Below are 16,692 nucleotides of genomic sequence, written 5' to 3'. Positions count from 1 at the left end.
GATATCGCGCGTCAAGACGTACTCGAAAGCCCTATAACCTTGCCGCCATGGGTTTCCGCAGGCATGGGCCGTTTCAGGCGGGGGATCAGGTGCAGCTCACCGACCCCAAGAACAAGCGCCACACGATCACGCTCAAGGACGACGGCGTCTTCCACACCCACAAGGGCGCCATCCCGCACAGCGAACTGATCGGGCAGCCCGAAGGCTCCGTGGTCCGCTCCTCCGGCGGCACGGCCTATCTCGCCTTCCGCCATCTGCTGCAGGATTACACCCTGGCGATGCCGCGCGGCGCGGCCGTGATCTACCCGAAGGACTCGGCGCAGATCGTCGGCATGGCCGACATCTTCCCCGGCGCCCGGGTGGTCGAGGCGGGCGTCGGCTCCGGCGCGCTGACGTGCTTCCTGCTGCGTGCCGTCGGTCCCGAGGGACACGTCACCTCCTACGAGCGCCGCCAGGACTTCGCCGACATCGCCCGCACGAACGTGGAGAAGTTCTACGGCGGCTCGATGGACGACAACTGGCGCCTGGTCGTCGGCGACCTGGTGTCCGCCCTGGACACCTCCGACGTCGACCGGGTGATCCTGGACATGCTCGCTCCCTGGGAGTGCGTCGACGCCGTCGCCAAGGCCCTCACACCGGGCGGCGTGATCTGCTGTTACGTGGCCACGACGACCCAGCTGTCGAAAACCGTCGAGGTGATTCGCGATCACGGGAGTTTCACGGAGCCTCATGCGTGGGAGACCCTGGTTCGCGACTGGCATGTCGAAGGGCTCGCCGTTCGGCCCGATCACCGGATGATCGGGCACACCGGGTTCCTCGTCACCGCCCGCCGCATGGCCGACGGCGTCACCCCGCCGCCGCGCCGTCGACGACCGAAGGGAACCACCGAAGAACTATGACAATTTGGCCACAAGGGTGCGTTGGTGCGTGACACGGGAACACTTCGCCGTGTTCATATGCTGGAAGTATTAAACGCCCTATTGGGGATTATTCACCGAATACTGATTGTCACTCTACGAACACTGCCCGGCCAGGTTACGGAGGGGCCCGAGATAGGTAAGGTCCTTAGTAGTCGCCCTCGACTGGGAAGGAGGTGACGGGGCGTGGCAGCTCGCGATGATGCTGAGGCTCGAGCCGCGCAGCGCGAACGGGAGGTCGCTGATCTTTCAACACAGGTCTCCTTCCTCCAGGAGGAGATCACCGCGCTGAGGCGGAAGCTGGCCGAGTCACCCCGTCAGGCCAGGGTCCTGGAAGAACGTCTCCATGAGGCACAGGCGAACCTCGCGGCCGTCACCGGCCAGAACGAACGCCTGGTGTCCACACTCAAGGAGGCCCGGGACCAGATCGTCGCTCTCAAGGAGGAGGTCGACCGGCTGGCGCAGCCGCCATCCGGATTCGGCACCTTCCTGGAGACCAGAGAAGACGGCACGATCGAGGTGTTCACCGGCGGCCGCAAGCTGCGGGTGAACGTCAGCCCAGCCGTCGACGTCGACTCGCTGCGGCGTGGCCAGGAGGTCATGCTCAACGAGGCGCTCAACGTGGTCGAGGCTCTCGGCTACGAAGAGGTCGGCGAGATCGTGATGCTCAAGGAGTTGCTCGACGAGGGCAAGCGCGCCCTGGTCATCTCGCACGCCGACGAGGAGCGCGTCGTGCGACTGGCCGAGTCGCTGGTCGGCCAGCCCATCAGGGCGGGCGACTCACTCCTGCTCGAGCCTCGCTCGGGTTACGTCTACGAGCGCATTCCCAAGTCCGAAGTCGAAGAGCTCGTGCTCGAAGAGGTCCCGGACATCTCCTACGAGGAGATCGGCGGCCTCATGCGGCAGATCGAGCAGATCAGGGACGCCATCGAGCTCCCCTACCTGCACGCCGACCTGTTCCGCGAGCACAAGCTGCGCCCGCCCAAGGGCGTCCTGCTCTACGGCCCGCCCGGCTGCGGCAAGACGCTCATCGCCAAGGCCGTCGCCAACTCCCTGGCCAAGCAGGTCGCGGAGAAGACCGGCCAGTCCGGCAAGAGTTTCTTCCTCAACATCAAGGGTCCCGAGCTGCTCAACAAGTACGTCGGCGAGACCGAGCGGCACATCCGCCTGGTCTTCCAGCGTGCTCGCGAGAAGGCCTCAGAGGGCACCCCCGTGATCGTGTTCTTCGACGAGATGGACTCGATCTTCCGCACCCGCGGCTCGGGCGTGTCCTCCGACGTGGAGAACACCATCGTCCCTCAGCTGCTGTCGGAGATCGACGGTGTCGAGGGCCTGGAGAACGTCATCGTCATCGGCGCCTCCAACCGCGAGGACATGATCGACCCGGCGATCCTGCGGCCCGGCCGCCTGGACGTCAAGATCAAGATCGAGCGGCCGGACGCCGAGGCGGCCAAGGACATCTTCTCCAAGTACCTCGTCTCCGAGCTGCCTCTCCATCCGGAAGATCTGACCGAGCACGGTGGTTCCCGTGAGGCCACCATCCACGGCATGATCCAGAGCGTCGTCGAGCGCATGTACACCGAGAGCGAAGAGAACCGCTTCCTCGAAGTGACCTACGCCAACGGCGACAAGGAAGTCCTCTACTTCAAGGACTTCAACTCCGGCGCGATGATCCAGAACATCGTCGACCGGGGCAAGAAGATGGCGATCAAGCAGTTCCTGGAGAGCGGCCAGAAGGGCCTGCGGGTGCAGCACCTGCTCACGGCCTGCGTGGACGAGTTCTCCGAGAACGAGGACCTGCCCAACACCACCAACCCCGACGACTGGGCCCGCATCTCCGGCAAGAAGGGCGAGCGGATCGTCTACATCCGCACGCTCGTCTCCGGCAAGCAGGGCGCCGAAGCCGGTCGTTCGATCGACACCGTCGCCAACACCGGCCAGTATCTGTAGCACCGTCGCCGGAAGGGGCCGAAAAGCCCCTTCCGGCGTCATCATCGCTGGTCGCGGGCTCATAATGTGGGGGCGTGCTCAGCAGCAACCGGCTCCGCGTCCTCCTTGAGGTCTTCCGCACCGGCAGCATCGCCGCGGCGGCGCGGGTGCTGAAACTCTCTCCCTCCGCCGTCTCCCACCAGCTCGCCCGCCTCGAGGACGAGGCCGGCGTCGGCCTCGTCGAACGTAACGCGCAGAGCCTGCGGCTCACCGAGGCCGGGCTGCGCCTCGCGCACCGGGCGCAGGAGGTCGTCGACATCATCGAGGCCGCCGAGCAGGACCTGGGCGCCCAGGCCCGGGTCGACGCCGGAGGGCTGCGGATCGGGTTCTTCGCCTCCGCCGGATACCGGCTGCTGCCGCTCGCCCTGTCCAGGTTCGCCGCCCGCTACCCGCGCGTCGCGCTCGACCTCGTCGAGGGGCAGCCGTTCGAGCTGCTGCCCGACCTCGAACGCGGCGCCCTGGACATCCTCGTCGTGTTCGAGCACGCGCTCGACCCGTGGACGCCGCCGGAAGGGGTGGAGGTGCTCCCGCTGTTCGAGGAGCCGCAGCTCCTGGTCGTCCCCAACGGCCACCAGGCCGGGCAGCGGCCCCGGGTCCGCCTCGCCGACCTGGCCGACGAGCCGTGGATCACCACCTTCGGGGCCGAGCATCCCGTCTCCATCCTGGAGCGGGCCGGCGCGCTCGAAGGCTTCACCCCGCGGATCCGCTGCCGCAGCGACCACTACGAGGTGACGGTCGGGCTGGTCAGGGCCGGGCTCGGCGTGGCCCTGGTGCCCAGCCTCGGCCTGCAGGGCGTCACCGGCGTCCAGCTGCGCCGCCTCCAGACCGCGCAGCTGTTCCGCCGCATCGGCGTCGCGCGGCGGCCCACCAACCCCAACCCGGCGGCCCGCTCCTTCGTCGCCTACCTCCGCACCGCCTCCGCCCAGCTCCGCAACTCCCTCGACCCCATGCTGCGCTGACGCGGTCCCGGCGCGGCGTCATGCGAGGCGGGTCGCTCGGAGCGGGTCGGTCCGAGCGGGGTCATTCGTGGCCCTGTCACTCAGGGCCGGGTGTGCGTCAGCGCTCCCGCCTGGGTGGCGATGAGCACGCCCGCCCTGCGGACCGCCCGCACCAGGCCCGTGTCGGAGCCCGGCGGGCCGCAGGCGAGCACCGCGTACGCCAGCGAGCCCATGAGGCCCACATCGGCCCGGGTGCCGTCGTCGGTCCCCGTCTTGTTGGCCACCCGGCCGCCCTCCGGGTCATGCCCGAGCAGCGCCGGCACCAGGCCGTGGTCGGTGTTGGCCAGCATCCAGCCGCGCATCAGCACCTGCCAGCCCTCCTCGCCCGCCACCAGCGCCGCCAGGCCCGCCAGCTCCCCGGCGGTGCCCAGCGCGAACGTCGGCGGGTGTCCGGGCCCGCGCGGCTCCCTGATCCGGTCCAGCAGCCGGGTCCGGGTCAGCCCGAGCGCCGCCGCGGCGGCGTTCACCCGGTCGAGCCCGATCCGGCGCAGCAGCGCGTTCGTCGCCGTGTTGTCGCTCACCGCCGCCGTGAGCAGCGCCAGGTCGCCGGCGGTCCAGGTCCGCGCCGCCAGGCTCGGCAGCAGGCCGGACCCGCCGCAGTAGTCGTCCTCGTGCAGGACCACCGGCTCCTCAAGGTCCAGGATGCCGCCGTCCACGCTCATCGCCACCTCGGCCAGCAGCAGCAGCTTGCCCACGCTCGCCAGCGGCAGCTCCACGTCCTCGTTGAGGCTCAGACCGCCGGGCGGACGGGCAGGGGCCGCGAGATCCCCCGGAGCGAGGGGCGGCTCCCCGAGGGGCGGCACCGCGACGGGCGGCACCGCGATGGGCCGTACCGCGACGGCCAGGGTGCCGGGGGAGGCGGCGGCTATCCGCGCCAGGGCCGTCATGGCGTGACGATCCTTCCCGGCCGGGCGGAGGTGACCGCGTTGTCACGCACGGCCACCTCGCCGGCCACCATCACCAGGCTCAGGCCCGACGGCGGCAGCAGGGGGTCCGTGTACGTGGCGCCGTCCGCGACCGTCGCCGGATCGAAGACCACCAGGTCCGCGTGCGCCCCGTCCCGCAACACCCCCCTGTCGCGCAGGCCGAACCTGGCCGCCGCCATCCCGGTCATCTTGTGCACGGCCGCCTCCAGCGAGATCAATCCCTGCTCGCGCACGTACCGGCCCAGAACACGCGGGAACGTGCCCGCCAGCCGCGGATGCGGGTGGCCCGGTTTGGGCACCCCGTCCGAGCCGATCATCGAGAACGAGCTCGCCAGCACCCGCCGCACGTCGTCCTCCCGCATCGAATGGCTGATGATCGTCACCTCGCCGTCCTCCGCCAGCAGCAGCTCCGCCGCCGCGTCCACCGGATCGCCGGCCAGCTCGGCGATGGTACGGCCCTCCACCGCCGGGTTGCGGGGCGCGCACGCCACCGAGATGCGGTCCCAGCCGCCGTTGCCCACGGTGTTCTCCCAGCCGGGCACGCCGTCGGCGATCGCGTGCCGCATCAGTTCCCGCTGCCCGGCGTCCTTGAGCCGGTCCAGCAGCGCGCGCGTGCCGCCGTCGTTGGCCCACGGCGGCAGCATCGCAGACAGCGACGTGCTGGCCTCGGTGTAGGGGTAGACGTCGCAGGTGATGTCCATGCCGTCGGCGCGCAGGCCGGCGATCCTGGCCAGGGTCCGCTCCGTCCTGCCCCACGCGTGCCGGCCCGCCGTCTTGTGGTGGGAGACGTGCAGCGCCGCGCCGCTCCTGCGGGCGATCAGCACCGCCTCCTCCAGCGCCTCCTCCACGCGCGCCATCTCGTCACGCAGATGCGTCACGTACGGCCTGCCGTACCGGGCCGCCACCGCCGCCAGGGCCACGACCTCGTCGGTGCCGCCGTAGGTGCCTGGCGTGTAGATCAGGCCCGTGGACAGGCCGGTGGCGCCCGCTTCGAGCGTGTCGCCGAGCAGGCCGCACATCAGGTCCAGCTCCCGCGGCGAGGCCGGCCGGTCCGCGTAGCCGACCACGCCCGCCCGCAGCGTGCCGTGGCCGACGAGGGAGCTCAGATGGTTGGAGCGGGGGGCGGCCCGATGCGCCTCCGCGAACCCCTCGAAGTCACGAAATATCGGGACCTGGCCGCCGAAGGTGACCCGGCTCGATCCCCTCATCTCCGCCAGCCGCTCCGGCAACCCGGGGAACAGGCCCGAGCCGCAGTTGCCGCAGATCTCCGTCGTCACGCCCATCCGCACCGGCGCCACCGCCAGCTCCCACGCCCGCTCACCCAGCAGGGTGACGGCGTCGGAATGGGTGTGCACGTCGATGAACCCCGGCGCCACCACCGACCCGGTCGCGTCCACCACCTCACGCGTCGCCCCGGACCCGCCAGTACCGTCGTCCGGGCTCGCGGGCAGGACGACCACGCGCCCGCCCGACACGGCCACGTCGGCGGGGCGCAGCGGGGCGCCCGTGCCGTCGGCCAGCAGCCCGCCGCGGATCAGCACCTCGGCGTTCAAAGCACCTGCCCAAGAAAGGCGCGGGTGCGCTCGTGAGCGGGATGGGCCAGCACCTCGCGCGGCGGCCCCTCCTCCACGATCATCCCGTCGTCCATGAACACCAGATGATCGCCCGCCTCCCTGGCGAACCCCATCTCGTGCGTGACCACGACCATCGTGATCCCGCTCGTCGCCAGATCCCGCATCACCCCCAGCACCTCCTGCACCAACTCGGGATCGAGCGCGCTCGTCGGCTCGTCGAACAACATGACCTTCGGCTCCATCGCCAGACTCCGCGCGATCGCCACCCGCTGCTGCTGCCCGCCCGAGAGCTGCGCCGGGTAGTGGTGCGCGCGATCCGCCAGCCCCACCCGGTCCAGCAGCGCACCGGCCTGGCGGGAGGCCACCGCCCGCGAGACACCCTGCACCGTGCAGGGCCCCTCCATCACGTTCTCCAGCGCCGTCATGTGCGGGAACAGATGGAAGCGCTGGAACACCATGCCGATCTTCCGACGCTGGCGGCACAGCTCCGCCGGGCTCAGCAGATGCAACCGGTCGCCCACCTCACGGAAGCCCATCAGCTCCCCGTCCACCCAGATCCGCCCCGAATCGATGCTCTCCAGCCGGTTCACGCACCGCAGCAACGTCGACTTGCCCGAACCCGACGGGCCCACCACGCACACCACACCGCCCTCCGGCACGTCCAGGCTCACCCCCTTCAGCACCTCCAGCGCGCCGAACCGCTTGCGCACCGAACGGACCCGCACCATGCCGCTCATTCGGCCTCCCCACGGCTGAACCGCTTCTCCAGGAAGTGCTGGCCCACGCTCGCCACGCTCGTCAGCACCACGTACCAGATCGACGCCACCACCAGCAGCGCGATCACCTCGAAGTTCCCCAGATAAATCCGCTGCGCCACCGTCAGCAACTCGGCGCCCGCGATCACCGACACCATCGACGTCGTCTTCAGCATCGAGATGAACTGGTTGCCGGTCGGCGGAATGATCACCCGCATCGCCTGGGGCAGCACCACCCGGCGCAGGATCTGCCGGTGCGACATGCCCAGCGCCTCCGCCGCCTCCCGCTGGCCCGGATCCACCGAGCGGATGCCCGCCCGGACGATCTCCGCCATGTAGGCGCCCTCGTTGATCGTCAAGCCCAGCGCCGCCGCCACGAACGGCGTGATCAGCGCGTTCGCCTGCCACTCCACCAGCATCGGCCCGCCGAACGGCACCCCGATCCCGATCACCGGGAACACCAGCCCGATGTTGAACCAGAAGATCAGCTGCACCAGCAGCGGCGTGCCACGGAAGAACCACGTGTACAGGCCCGCCGCGCCGCGCAGCACCGGACTGTCCGACAGCTGCATCACCGCCGCCGCCACGCCCAGCGCCACCCCGACCACCATCGACAGCATCGTCAGCGCGATCGTGATCCACAACCCGTTCAGGATCCGGCCGTCGAACAGGAACGCGGCGATCACGTCCCAATGCAGGTTCTCGTTGACGATGATCGTGTACGCGAGCCAGACCAGGACCAGCCCCGCCAGGCCGGCCGCGGCCAGCCTGCCGGGACGGCCCGGACGGACCGCGTCGATCGGCAGTTCGGGAGCCGTCACGACACGCCCGTGTTGATCGTGACCTTGGGCACCGCGTTCGCGCCGACGCCGTAGCCGTCGAGGATCTTCTGGTACTCGCCGTCGTCCATCAGCTCCTGCAGCGCCTTGGCCACGGCGTCACGCAGGCCGGTGTTCTTCTTGTCGATCGCGATGCCCCAGGGACCCGCGTCGTACTGCTCCGCCAGCACCTCGTACTTGCCGGTTTCCTTGGCGTACATGTGGCCGACGGGGGAGTCGACGATCGTCGCCACGGTCCGGCCCGAGTCCATCGTCAGCAGGCCCGTCGGAGCGTCCTCGCTCTGCAGGATCTCCATCTTCTTGTCGCACTTGTCGTTCTGCCGCAGCCCGATGTCCAGGTTGGAGCTGCCCTTGGCCAGCACGACCTTCCTGCCGCACAGGTCGTCCAGGCCCTTGATGCCCTCCGGGTTGCCCTTCTTGACCAGGATCGAGCCGCCCGCCTGGAAGTAGTCGACGAAGTCCACCGCGTTGCGGCGCTGCTCGGTGTCGCTCATCGACGACACGGCCAGATCCCACCGCCCGGCCTGCAGGCCGGGGATGAGCCCGTCGAACGCGGCGTTCGTCACCTGGGTCGTCAGCCCCAGCCGCTTCCCGATCGCCTTCGCCAGGTCGATGTCCACGCCCGTCAGCTCCTGCGTGCCCGGCTTGTACATCTCCATCGGCGGATACCCCTCCGCCGTCGCCACCCGCAGCACCCCCGAGGCGCGGATCGCCTCGGGGACCAGCTCCGTGCTTGTGCCGTTCGGGGGAGGGGCGGACGGCGCCGCCGTACCAGAAGTGGACCTGCCGCAGCCCGCCCCGATCAGGGAGACCGCCACCAACGCGATGACCAGGTGATTTCGCATGGCGACATGGTGACGAGCGGATGTCCGGGAGCCCAACGATCGTGATGCCTTACGGCTCTCAGCGACGAAAACATCGATGCTCGCTGTGCCAGATGTGAATGAGGGGAACCGAAGTGATCTATGGGGCGTCTAAGTGGCCGTGCACCATCCCAACCGGCCGAAGCACGCTCACGGAGACGGCCGGTTGGCCGAGCTCGACCTTCTGCGGTTCGCCGCCGCCCTGGCCGTGCTGGCCTTCCACTACCTGATCGCGTACGCCTCCGTCTGGGGAGACCGGCCCGCCGAGCTCTTCCCCGCCGTCGCCCCCATCGCCGGGCTCGGCATCCTCGGCGTCGAGCTGTTCTTCATCATCAGCGGCTTCGTCATCCTCATGAGCGCCTGGGGGCGCGGGCTCGGCGCGTTCGCCCGCTCCCGGCTCGTCCGGCTCTACCCGGCCTACTGGCTCAGCCTGATCGCCGTCGCCGCCCTCTACGGGCTGACCGGCGCCACCGCGCTCAATCCAAAACTTTCACCAGCCGACTACCTGGTGAACGCCAGCATGCTCCAGCGGTTGTTCAACGTCACCGACGCCGCCGGCGTCTACTGGTCGCTCTGGGCCGAGCTGCGCTTCTACCTGCTCATCGCGATCCTGGTGCTGGTGGGCGTCACCTACGGCCGCGTCCTGGTCTTCGGGGGCGTCTGGCTGGCCGCCGCGCTCGGCGCCGAACTGCTCGGCGACCCGCTGCTCAACGAGATCGTCATGCCCCGCTACGCGCCGTACTTCGTCGCCGGCATGGCCCTCTACCTCATCCACAAGCACGGCAGCGCCTGGCTTCCGTGGGTCTACGTCGTCGCCGGCTGGGCCATGTCCCTGCACTCGGCGCTCGAACGCGTGCACGGGCGCATCGAGCTCGCCGGGTTCAGGAACATGCCCGTCACCGACCTGAGCGTGATCATCACCATCACGGTCATCTTCACCGTGATGGCCCTGGTCGCCCTCGGGTTGTTACGCGTGCGGCCGCGCGGCTGGCTCACCGCGCTCGGCGCCACGACCTACCCGCTTTACCTGTTCCACTCCACGATCGCGGTCGCGCTCATCCCCCTGCTGGTCGGCGATCTGCCGCCCTGGGTGGTGGCCTCGGTCACCACGCTCGTGGCGGTCCTGCTGTCGTATGCCGTCTACTTCTTTGCCGAACGCCCCATCCAGCGGCTACTCAAGCCCCGCAGAACACCTCAAATCACATCAACGCCGGTCGTACGGGATGAAAAGGCGTCGGTGCCATAACTCTGTGACCCTGGGGCACTGTGAAGGGCATAGGCTCGGGCATATAAACGGCGGATAGACAGATCCGGACGAACAGAGGGTGCGCATGACGGTGCGTCGGGTGATGGGCATCGAGACCGAGTACGGCATCTCCGTACCAGGTCAGCCAGGCGCCAACGCGATGGTGACCTCCTCACAGGTGGTCAACGCCTACCTGGCGGCCTCGGCCGCCCGGGCACGCAGAGCGCGCTGGGACTTCGAGGAGGAGAACCCCCTGCGTGACGCCAGGGGCTTCGACCTGGCCAGAGAGGTAGCCGACCCGACCCAGCTCACCGACGAGGACCTCGGCCTGGCCAACGTCATCCTCACCAACGGCGCCAGGCTCTACGTCGACCACGCCCACCCCGAATACTCCACGCCCGAGTGCACCAACCCGCGGGCCGCCGTGATCTGGGACAAGGCGGGCGAGCGGGTCATGTACGACGCGGCCCAGCGGGCCAGCGCCATCCCCGCCAACGCGCCGATCCAGCTCTACAAGAACAACACCGACGCCAAGGGCGCCAGTTACGGCTGCCACGAGAACTACCTCATGCGCCGGGCCACGCCCTTCGCCGACATCGTGCGCCACCTCACCCCGTTCTTCGTCTCCCGGCAGGTGGTCGTCGGAGCGGGCAAGGTCGGCATCGGGCAGGACTCGCGCGGCGAGGGCTTCCAGATCAGCCAGCGGGCCGACTTCTTCGAGGTCGAGGTGGGTCTCGAGACCACGCTGAAGCGGCCGATCATCAACACCCGGGACGAGCCGCACGCCGACCCGGAGAAGTACCGGCGCCTCCATGTGATCATCGGTGACGCCAACATGTCGGAAATTTCGACATATTTGAAGCTAGGGTCGACCGCGCTCGTCCTCGCCATGATCGAAGACGGCTTCCTCACCCGCGACCTCGCCGTCGACAATCCCGTCCAATCCCTGCGCGCCGTCTCCCACGACCCCACCTGCCGCTACGAGATCCCGATGCGCGACGGCCGCAAGCTCACCGCCATCCAGCTGCAGATGGAATACCTCGAACAGGCCCGCAAGTACGTCGAAGAGCGCGGCACCGCCCAGGACGAGATGAACAAGGACATCCTCGACCGCTGGGAGTCCGTCCTCACCCGCCTCGCCGAAGATCCCATGCAACTGGCCGGCGAGCTCGACTGGGTCGCCAAACTCGAACTCCTCGAGGGCTACCGCAGCCGCGACGGCCTCGACTGGTCCCACCCCCGCCTCGGCCTCGTCGACCTGCAGTACTCCGACATCCGCCCCGACCGCGGCCTGTACAACCGGCTCGTCGCGCGCGGCCGCATGCGCCGCCTCATCACCGAGGACGAGGTCGACCGGGCCGTCGAGAACCCGCCCACCGACACCCGCGCCTACTTCCGCGGCCGCTGCCTGCGCCAGTACAGCGAATCCGTCGCCGCCGCCTCCTGGGACTCCGTCATCTTCGACATCCCCGGCAGGGAGTCGCTACAGCGCGTCCCCACCTTGGAGCCACTGCGCGGCACCAAGGCACACGTGGGCGAACTCTTCGACCGCTGCCGCACGGCCGCCGACCTCGTCGCCGCCCTCACCGGAGGCGACTAGCCCCCGTCCCACCGGCCGACTTCCGTCCCATCGGGCACCCACCGATCGGCTAGCTTCCGTCTCATCGGCCACCTGCGTCCCATCGGCCCCTGATCGATACAACGGCTGGCTTCCGTCCTACGCCACCGATCGAGTATCCCCGCCCCCGACCGGCGTTGGCCGAGCCGGGACCGCGGCCGCCTGCCGAACCGCCAGGCGTGGGCCTCGACGCCGTCGTACATCCCGTCGCGGGCGTACGGACCCTGCGTGAGCGGAGCGTCAGCGGAGGCTAGGTCTGACGCCTGCGGGTCTGGCGCCTGCGGGTTCGGCACTTGTGGGCCAGGCGCCCTGCGGGTGGGGCGCCTACGGGTGGCGCCTGTGGGTGGGTCTCTGCGGTCCGGCGCCTCCGGTCGGGACCGTGGTTCCGGGCCGCTCGGCGCCCTCGCCTGGGCGGCGGCCCGCATGAGGCGCTCATGGCAGCCCTCGCCGGGACGGCGCCGCTGCGCTCGGTGCGAGCGAGAACACACCCGGTCTGACGTACGCCATGGTCAGGGAGCGCCAGGACTCGTAGGTGCTTCGGCCGTACTGTCACCTGGCGCGCTTCGGACTGTTGCCCACAGGTTGATCTACATCGTAAAGGCGGCGTCAGATGAGGCCGATGCCGAGGGTCAGCGTGCCCGCCGCCAGGCACACCCCGCCTGCCATCGTCAGATAGATCAGCTTGCTGGGCTTGGTGTCGCTCGGGCGGGCCACCGACAGGAAGAAGCCCAGGGGCATCAGGATCGGGGCGGCCACGACCGACGTCCGCACCAGGCTCTTCCAGGCGCCGGACAGGTCGGCCTGGTCCACGTACAGCATCGCCACCAGGCTGAGCAGGACCAGGACGCCGGCGTGCGCGTGCCCGGCCCGCCACAGGCCGCGCCGGACCGGGTTGTCCAGGTAGCCGGGGACGTCGCGCATGAGGAACGACAGCAGCGAGACGCCGCCGAAGGCGATCGTCGGGACCGTGATGAGGAGCACACCGGCCGTGCTCAGGGATGCGGGGGACAGCGGTGACATGGTGAACCTCCTAGTGGGGCGGGGTTCCAGTATTGGATAGCCGGACTATCCAGTCAAGTCGGCAAGATCGCGGGACGATCGGCGCGAAATGTCGCCCCGTTCGGGGAAGATATGGGCTAGAGAGGTAGTCCCCCACCGTGGAGGTAGGACATGGCCAGCAAGGACACCGGCGGACAGAAGCAGACCGGTCGGCGTGAGTCCGAGGTCGAGGAGACCGAGGCGTCGGCGGCGCCGGAGGTGCAGGAGCGTCAGGAGAAGCTCACTGACGACGTGGACTCGATTCTGGACGAAATCGACGAAGTTCTCGAAGAGAACGCAGAGGAATTCGTGCGCAGCTACGTCCAGAAGGGCGGAGAGTAGGGCAAAGCGGACAGACTTAAAGGGTGGATCGGGTGGAAACGCCGGAGGGAGTGAAGGTCTGCCCGGACTGTGGGGAGGGGAAGGGGGTCTCTGAGTTCGGGGTCAATAGGCGCATGGGTGATGGGCGCGCGCGGTATTGCAAGGTTTGCTTTCGGAAGCGTTCTACGGAGAGCTATCGCAAGCGCATGGCTGCCCAGGGCAAGGCGGTGCGCGAGGCGGTGCAGGTGGCAGAAGGGTTCAAGCACTGTCCTCGCTGCAAGGAGGTGTTGACGAAGGCAGAGTTCGGGAGCAACCGTGCCACACGGGATGGGCTGACGAACTATTGCCGAGCCTGCCACACCTCCGTCATGCGGGAAAACAAGATCAAAAAGCACGGTAGCGAGCGGAATTACCTCCTTCGCTACCGTTACGGCATCAGCGAGGACGACTTCGAGCGGGTGCTCGCTCAGCAGGGCGGTCTCTGCGCCATCTGCAAGGCCGTGCCGGGGACGTTCGTCGATCACTGTCATGCGAGTGGGCAGGTGCGCGGCGTTCTCTGTTTCAACTGCAACAACGGGCTCGGTCACTTCGAGGACGACATGGCGGTGCTGGAGCGGGCCGCCCTCTACCTGGAGGGGGAGATTCTCTGGCCGGAGTTCGTGGTGCCGCCCGAGCGGGGGCCGGAGGGGGCGGTGGCGCGCACCCGGTCCTATCACCTGGCCCGGCGCTACCGGATGCGGCATGAGGATGTCGAGCGGATGGTGGCCGGGCAGCACGGGTTGTGCGTGGTGTGCTGGGTCCGGCCGCCCGAGCATGTCGATCACTGTCATCGGACCGGGGATGTGCGGTACGCGCTCTGCCTGCCGTGCAACACCGGGATCGGGCAGTTCAGGGATGACCCGGCGGTCGTATGGCGGGCGCTGGCGTACGTGGAGGCCTCGCTAGAGCTCGACGAGGCGCCCGAGGTCTTCGATGAGGAGGTGCGGGCGTTGATCGCGGCTGAGGAGGAGGCGCGGTCGGCGTTCTACGAGCGGGCCGTGCGGGTCTGTTCGGGCATGTCGTAGGCGACGGCGACGCCGAGGAGGCGCACTGGACGGGTGAGGTCGAAGCGCCCGAGTGCGGTGAGCGCGGCGTGGGTGAGAGTGGCCGGGTCGGCGGTGGCGGCCGGGAGCGTGGTCTGGCGGGTCCGGGTGAGGAAGGGCGTGAAGCGGACCTTGACCGTGACGCGGGTGGCGAGGCGGCCCGCGTCGGCGGTGTCGGCGGCGACCTGTTCGGCGAGGCCGGCGACCGCGGCGGTGATGTCGGCGGCCTCGGTGAGGTCGTGGGTGAAGGTGGTCTCCCGGCTGTGGCCCCTGGGGATCCACGGGGTGGTGACGACCTCGGTCTCGCCCTTGCCTAGGGCGAGGTAGCGGAGCCAGGGCCCGTTGGTGGGGCCGAAGCGGGCGGCGAGGTCGCGGGGGTCGGCGGCGGCGAGCTGGGCGACGGTGCGCAGGCCGAGCTCGGCGAGTTTGGCCGAGGTTCTGGCGCCGATGCCCCAGAGGGCGTCGGTGGGCCGGTCGTTCATGACGTGCGCCCAGTTGTCGCTGGTGAGGCGGTGGACGCCGGCGGGTTTGGCGAGGTTCGAGGCGAGTTTGGCCTGGTGTTTGTTGTCGCCGATGCCGATGGAGCAGTCGAGGCCGGTGCGGTCGCGCACGGCTCGCTGGATGGCGGTGGCGAGGGTCTCCGGCCGGTCGGTGCGGGCGCCGATGAAGGCTTCGTCCCAGCCCCATACTTCGACGTCGACGGGGAAGTCGCGCAGGGTGGCCATGACGCGGGCGGAGGCGGCGTCGTAGGCGGGTGGGTCGCTGGGCAGGAAGACGGCGTCGGGGCAGCGGCGCAGGGCGGTGCGCAGGGGCGTGCCGGAGTGGACGCCGTGTTCGCGCGCTTCGTAGGTGGCGGTGGCGGCGACGGTGCGTGGGCGGGTGGGGTCGCCGTCGCCGCCGACGACGACGGGTCTGCCGCGGAGTTCGGGGTGGCGTTGCAGTTCGACGGCGGCGATGAACTGGTCGAGGTCGAGGTGCAGGATCCAGTCCCTCATGCTGTCCAGTATCACCTGGTCAGGAGGTGGAGACGTGGGCCGCGCCGGCCAGGTCCTCCAGATCCCGCTGGTAGGCGGCGGCCGCCTCGTCGGGGCTCTTGCCGCTGACGATGGCGGCGGTGGCTTCCTGCAGGAGGACGGAGACCCGGGGGTAGACGGCGAGGCCGGGCCGGTAGGCGGTGACGGGCAGCACCTCGTCGGCGATGTAGCTCAGCATGGGGTCGCCGGCGAGGACTTCGTCGTTGACGTCGGTGCGGGAGCTGACGCGTGCCCGGCCGGCGAGTTCGGAGGTGGTGGCCTCGGCGGAGTGCATGAAGGACAGCAGTTCCCAGGCGAGTCTGGGGTTCTCGGAGGACGGGTTGAGCACGCGTACGGCGCCGCCCGACATGCTGACGTGGTCCTGGCCGCGGATGCCGGCGCCGGGCGTCCTGGCGGGGATCCTGGTGTAGCCGACGGCCTGGTCGCGGTCCTTCATGGGGGCGACGCCGGCGCCTGGTTCGATGACGGAGCGCCAGAAGTAGTCGCTTTCGGCGAGGATGGCGATCTTGCCGTCGGCGAACCGGGCAAAGGACTTGTCGCGGCCCTTGGCCTCCTGCTGGAGCTCGGGGTCGCCGAGGCCGCTGCCGCCGTAGATCTGCTGGTAGAAGCGGAGCACGTCCTTCAGGGCCTGGCCGCTGCCGGTCCATTTGTCCTGGGCGTAGATCTCCGCTCCGGCGCCGGCGAGCAGCGGCAGGACGCCCTGCATGGTGGTGGCCTCGCCCATGGCGCTGCCGGCGTTGATCTGGATGGGGGTGGGCACGCCCGCGGCTTTGAGCGCGGTGCCGGCGTCGATGATGTCCTGCCAGCTGTCGGGGTTCCAGGTTTCCGGCAGGCCCGCCTTGGCGAACAGGGTCTTGTTGTAGAACAGGACGCGGCCGTCGGTGCCTTGGGGCAGACCGTACTTCCTGCCGTCGAAGACGCCGAGCCCCTGGACCGCCTGGGGGATCTGTGACCAGCCGCTCCAGGAGTCGACGGTGGCGCCGCCGACGTCGGCGAGCGGTTCGATGTAGCCGGCCTGGGCGAATTCGCCGATCCAGATGCCGTCGAGGTCGATGACGTCGGCGGCGGTCCCGGCCTTGAGGTCGAGTGCGACCTTGGTCTTGTACTGCTCGTCGTCGACGCCGCTGGGCTGGAAGAGCACCTTGACGTTGCGGTGGGTCTTCTCGAACTGGGGGATGACCCACTGTTTGATCCAGTCGGCGGATTCGGAGTTCTTGCCGCCGGAGATGGAGTTGGCGGCGATGGTGAGGGTGATGCCGCCGCCTTGGGCGGGGGTGCCGGTTCCGCAGGAGGTGAGCGCCAGGACGGCGATGGCCGCGATCGTCGCGAAGCGGCTCGGGAGTCGCATGGCGGCCTCCTGTTGAGGATGTCCGGACATATCGACGATCGCACGGGCTGTCGTGGGCGTAAAGAAACGATCTGGTGATCGGTTCGCCGTGAGCTGATCGTGGGAAGTGCAGACAGCGACGCAAGAACAGTAGGGTCGCTTCAG

At 69.2% G+C, this 16,692-nt stretch carries 15 protein-coding genes; 7 read left to right on the top strand and 8 right to left on the bottom strand.

Features of this window, described 5'->3' with window-relative positions; genetic code table 11:
• The first annotated feature begins 47 nt into the window (after positions 1-47).
• The 3 genes from ACIBQX_RS37595 to ACIBQX_RS37585 all read left to right on the top strand — a co-directional run bounded on the left by ACIBQX_RS37595 (position 48) and on the right by ACIBQX_RS37585 (position 3,865).
• Entirely contained in the window at positions 48-899 is an 852-nt protein-coding gene (locus tag ACIBQX_RS37595) for a tRNA (adenine-N1)-methyltransferase (RefSeq protein ID WP_397013162.1), read from the top strand.
• A 204-nt stretch (positions 900-1,103) separates the two neighbouring features.
• Entirely contained in the window at positions 1,104-2,867 is a 1,764-nt protein-coding gene (gene arc / locus ACIBQX_RS37590) for a proteasome ATPase (RefSeq protein ID WP_397013160.1), read from the top strand.
• 74 nt (positions 2,868-2,941) lie between these two features.
• Entirely contained in the window at positions 2,942-3,865 is a 924-nt protein-coding gene (locus tag ACIBQX_RS37585) for a LysR family transcriptional regulator (protein ID WP_397013158.1), read from the top strand.
• An 80-nt stretch (positions 3,866-3,945) separates the two neighbouring features.
• On the opposite strand, the gene ACIBQX_RS37580 is transcribed toward ACIBQX_RS37585, so the two are convergent.
• From ACIBQX_RS37580 to ACIBQX_RS37560, 5 genes are read right to left on the bottom strand one after another with little or no spacing between them, the layout of a single operon-like run.
• Positions 3,946-4,791 (bottom strand): serine hydrolase, encoded by an 846-nt coding sequence (locus ACIBQX_RS37580; RefSeq protein ID WP_397013156.1) that lies wholly within the window; start codon positions 4,789-4,791, stop codon positions 3,946-3,948.
• The gene (locus ACIBQX_RS37575) at positions 4,788-6,383 is read right to left on the bottom strand and encodes an amidohydrolase family protein (RefSeq protein ID WP_397013154.1); all 1,596 of its coding nucleotides are present in this window, start codon (positions 6,381-6,383) and stop codon (positions 4,788-4,790) included. Before ACIBQX_RS37575 ends, ACIBQX_RS37580 begins: the two co-directional genes overlap by 4 nt.
• Complete coding sequence (locus ACIBQX_RS37570; protein WP_397013152.1) at positions 6,380-7,141, bottom strand: amino acid ABC transporter ATP-binding protein; 762 nt, start codon at positions 7,139-7,141, stop codon at positions 6,380-6,382. The genes ACIBQX_RS37575 and ACIBQX_RS37570 overlap by 4 nt, the downstream gene beginning before the upstream one ends.
• The gene (locus ACIBQX_RS37565; RefSeq protein WP_397013150.1) at positions 7,138-7,980 is read right to left on the bottom strand and encodes an amino acid ABC transporter permease; all 843 of its coding nucleotides are present in this window, start codon (positions 7,978-7,980) and stop codon (positions 7,138-7,140) included. Before ACIBQX_RS37565 ends, ACIBQX_RS37570 begins: the two co-directional genes overlap by 4 nt.
• Complete coding sequence (locus ACIBQX_RS37560) at positions 7,977-8,843, bottom strand: ABC transporter substrate-binding protein (RefSeq protein ID WP_397013148.1); 867 nt, start codon at positions 8,841-8,843, stop codon at positions 7,977-7,979. Before ACIBQX_RS37560 ends, ACIBQX_RS37565 begins: the two co-directional genes overlap by 4 nt.
• 184 nt (positions 8,844-9,027) lie before the next feature.
• Here ACIBQX_RS37560 and ACIBQX_RS37555 point away from each other — a divergent pair, with 184 nt between their 5' ends.
• Both ACIBQX_RS37555 and dop read left to right on the top strand, forming a co-directional pair.
• Positions 9,028-10,107 carry an acyltransferase family protein gene (locus tag ACIBQX_RS37555; RefSeq protein ID WP_397013146.1) on the top strand — a complete coding sequence of 360 codons (1,080 nt, stop codon included), beginning with the start codon at positions 9,028-9,030 and terminating at the stop codon, positions 10,105-10,107.
• An 85-nt stretch (positions 10,108-10,192) separates the two neighbouring features.
• Positions 10,193-11,707: a depupylase/deamidase Dop gene (dop, locus tag ACIBQX_RS37550; protein ID WP_397013144.1), complete on the top strand. Its 1,515-nt coding sequence runs from the start codon at positions 10,193-10,195 to the stop codon at positions 11,705-11,707.
• Positions 11,708-12,331: 624 nt separating this feature from the next.
• On the opposite strand, the gene ACIBQX_RS37545 is transcribed toward dop, so the two are convergent.
• Entirely contained in the window at positions 12,332-12,745 is a 414-nt protein-coding gene (locus ACIBQX_RS37545) for a hypothetical protein (protein WP_397013142.1), read from the bottom strand.
• Between the two features lie 150 nt (positions 12,746-12,895).
• On the opposite strand from ACIBQX_RS37545, the gene ACIBQX_RS37540 reads away from it, so the two are divergent.
• Together ACIBQX_RS37540 and ACIBQX_RS37535 are read left to right on the top strand one after the other, a co-directional pair.
• Positions 12,896-13,105 carry a ubiquitin-like protein Pup gene (locus tag ACIBQX_RS37540; protein ID WP_327104592.1) on the top strand — a complete coding sequence of 70 codons (210 nt, stop codon included), beginning with the start codon at positions 12,896-12,898 and terminating at the stop codon, positions 13,103-13,105.
• A gap of 347 nt (positions 13,106-13,452) precedes the next feature.
• A complete protein-coding gene (locus ACIBQX_RS37535) occupies positions 13,453-14,148 on the top strand; it encodes an endonuclease VII domain-containing protein (protein WP_397013139.1) in 696 nt (231 codons plus the stop codon).
• Here the strand turns inward: ACIBQX_RS37535 and ACIBQX_RS37530 are convergent.
• Positions 14,109-15,161, bottom strand: coding sequence for a DNA polymerase IV (locus ACIBQX_RS37530; RefSeq protein WP_397013137.1), 1,053 nt, complete (start codon positions 15,159-15,161; stop codon positions 14,109-14,111). The genes ACIBQX_RS37535 and ACIBQX_RS37530 overlap by 40 nt on opposite strands.
• Positions 15,162-15,180: 19 nt before the next feature.
• The gene (locus tag ACIBQX_RS37525) at positions 15,181-16,548 is read right to left on the bottom strand and encodes an extracellular solute-binding protein (protein ID WP_397013135.1); all 1,368 of its coding nucleotides are present in this window, start codon (positions 16,546-16,548) and stop codon (positions 15,181-15,183) included.
• Positions 16,549-16,692: the final 144 nt, after the last annotated feature.

The organism is Nonomuraea sp. NPDC049714 (genome assembly GCF_044465295.1).
Classification (GTDB): Bacteria; Actinomycetota; Actinomycetes; order Streptosporangiales; family Streptosporangiaceae; genus Nonomuraea.
Note: the sequence above shows the minus strand (reverse complement) of the source record. Positions and strands in the feature narration are given on the sequence as shown.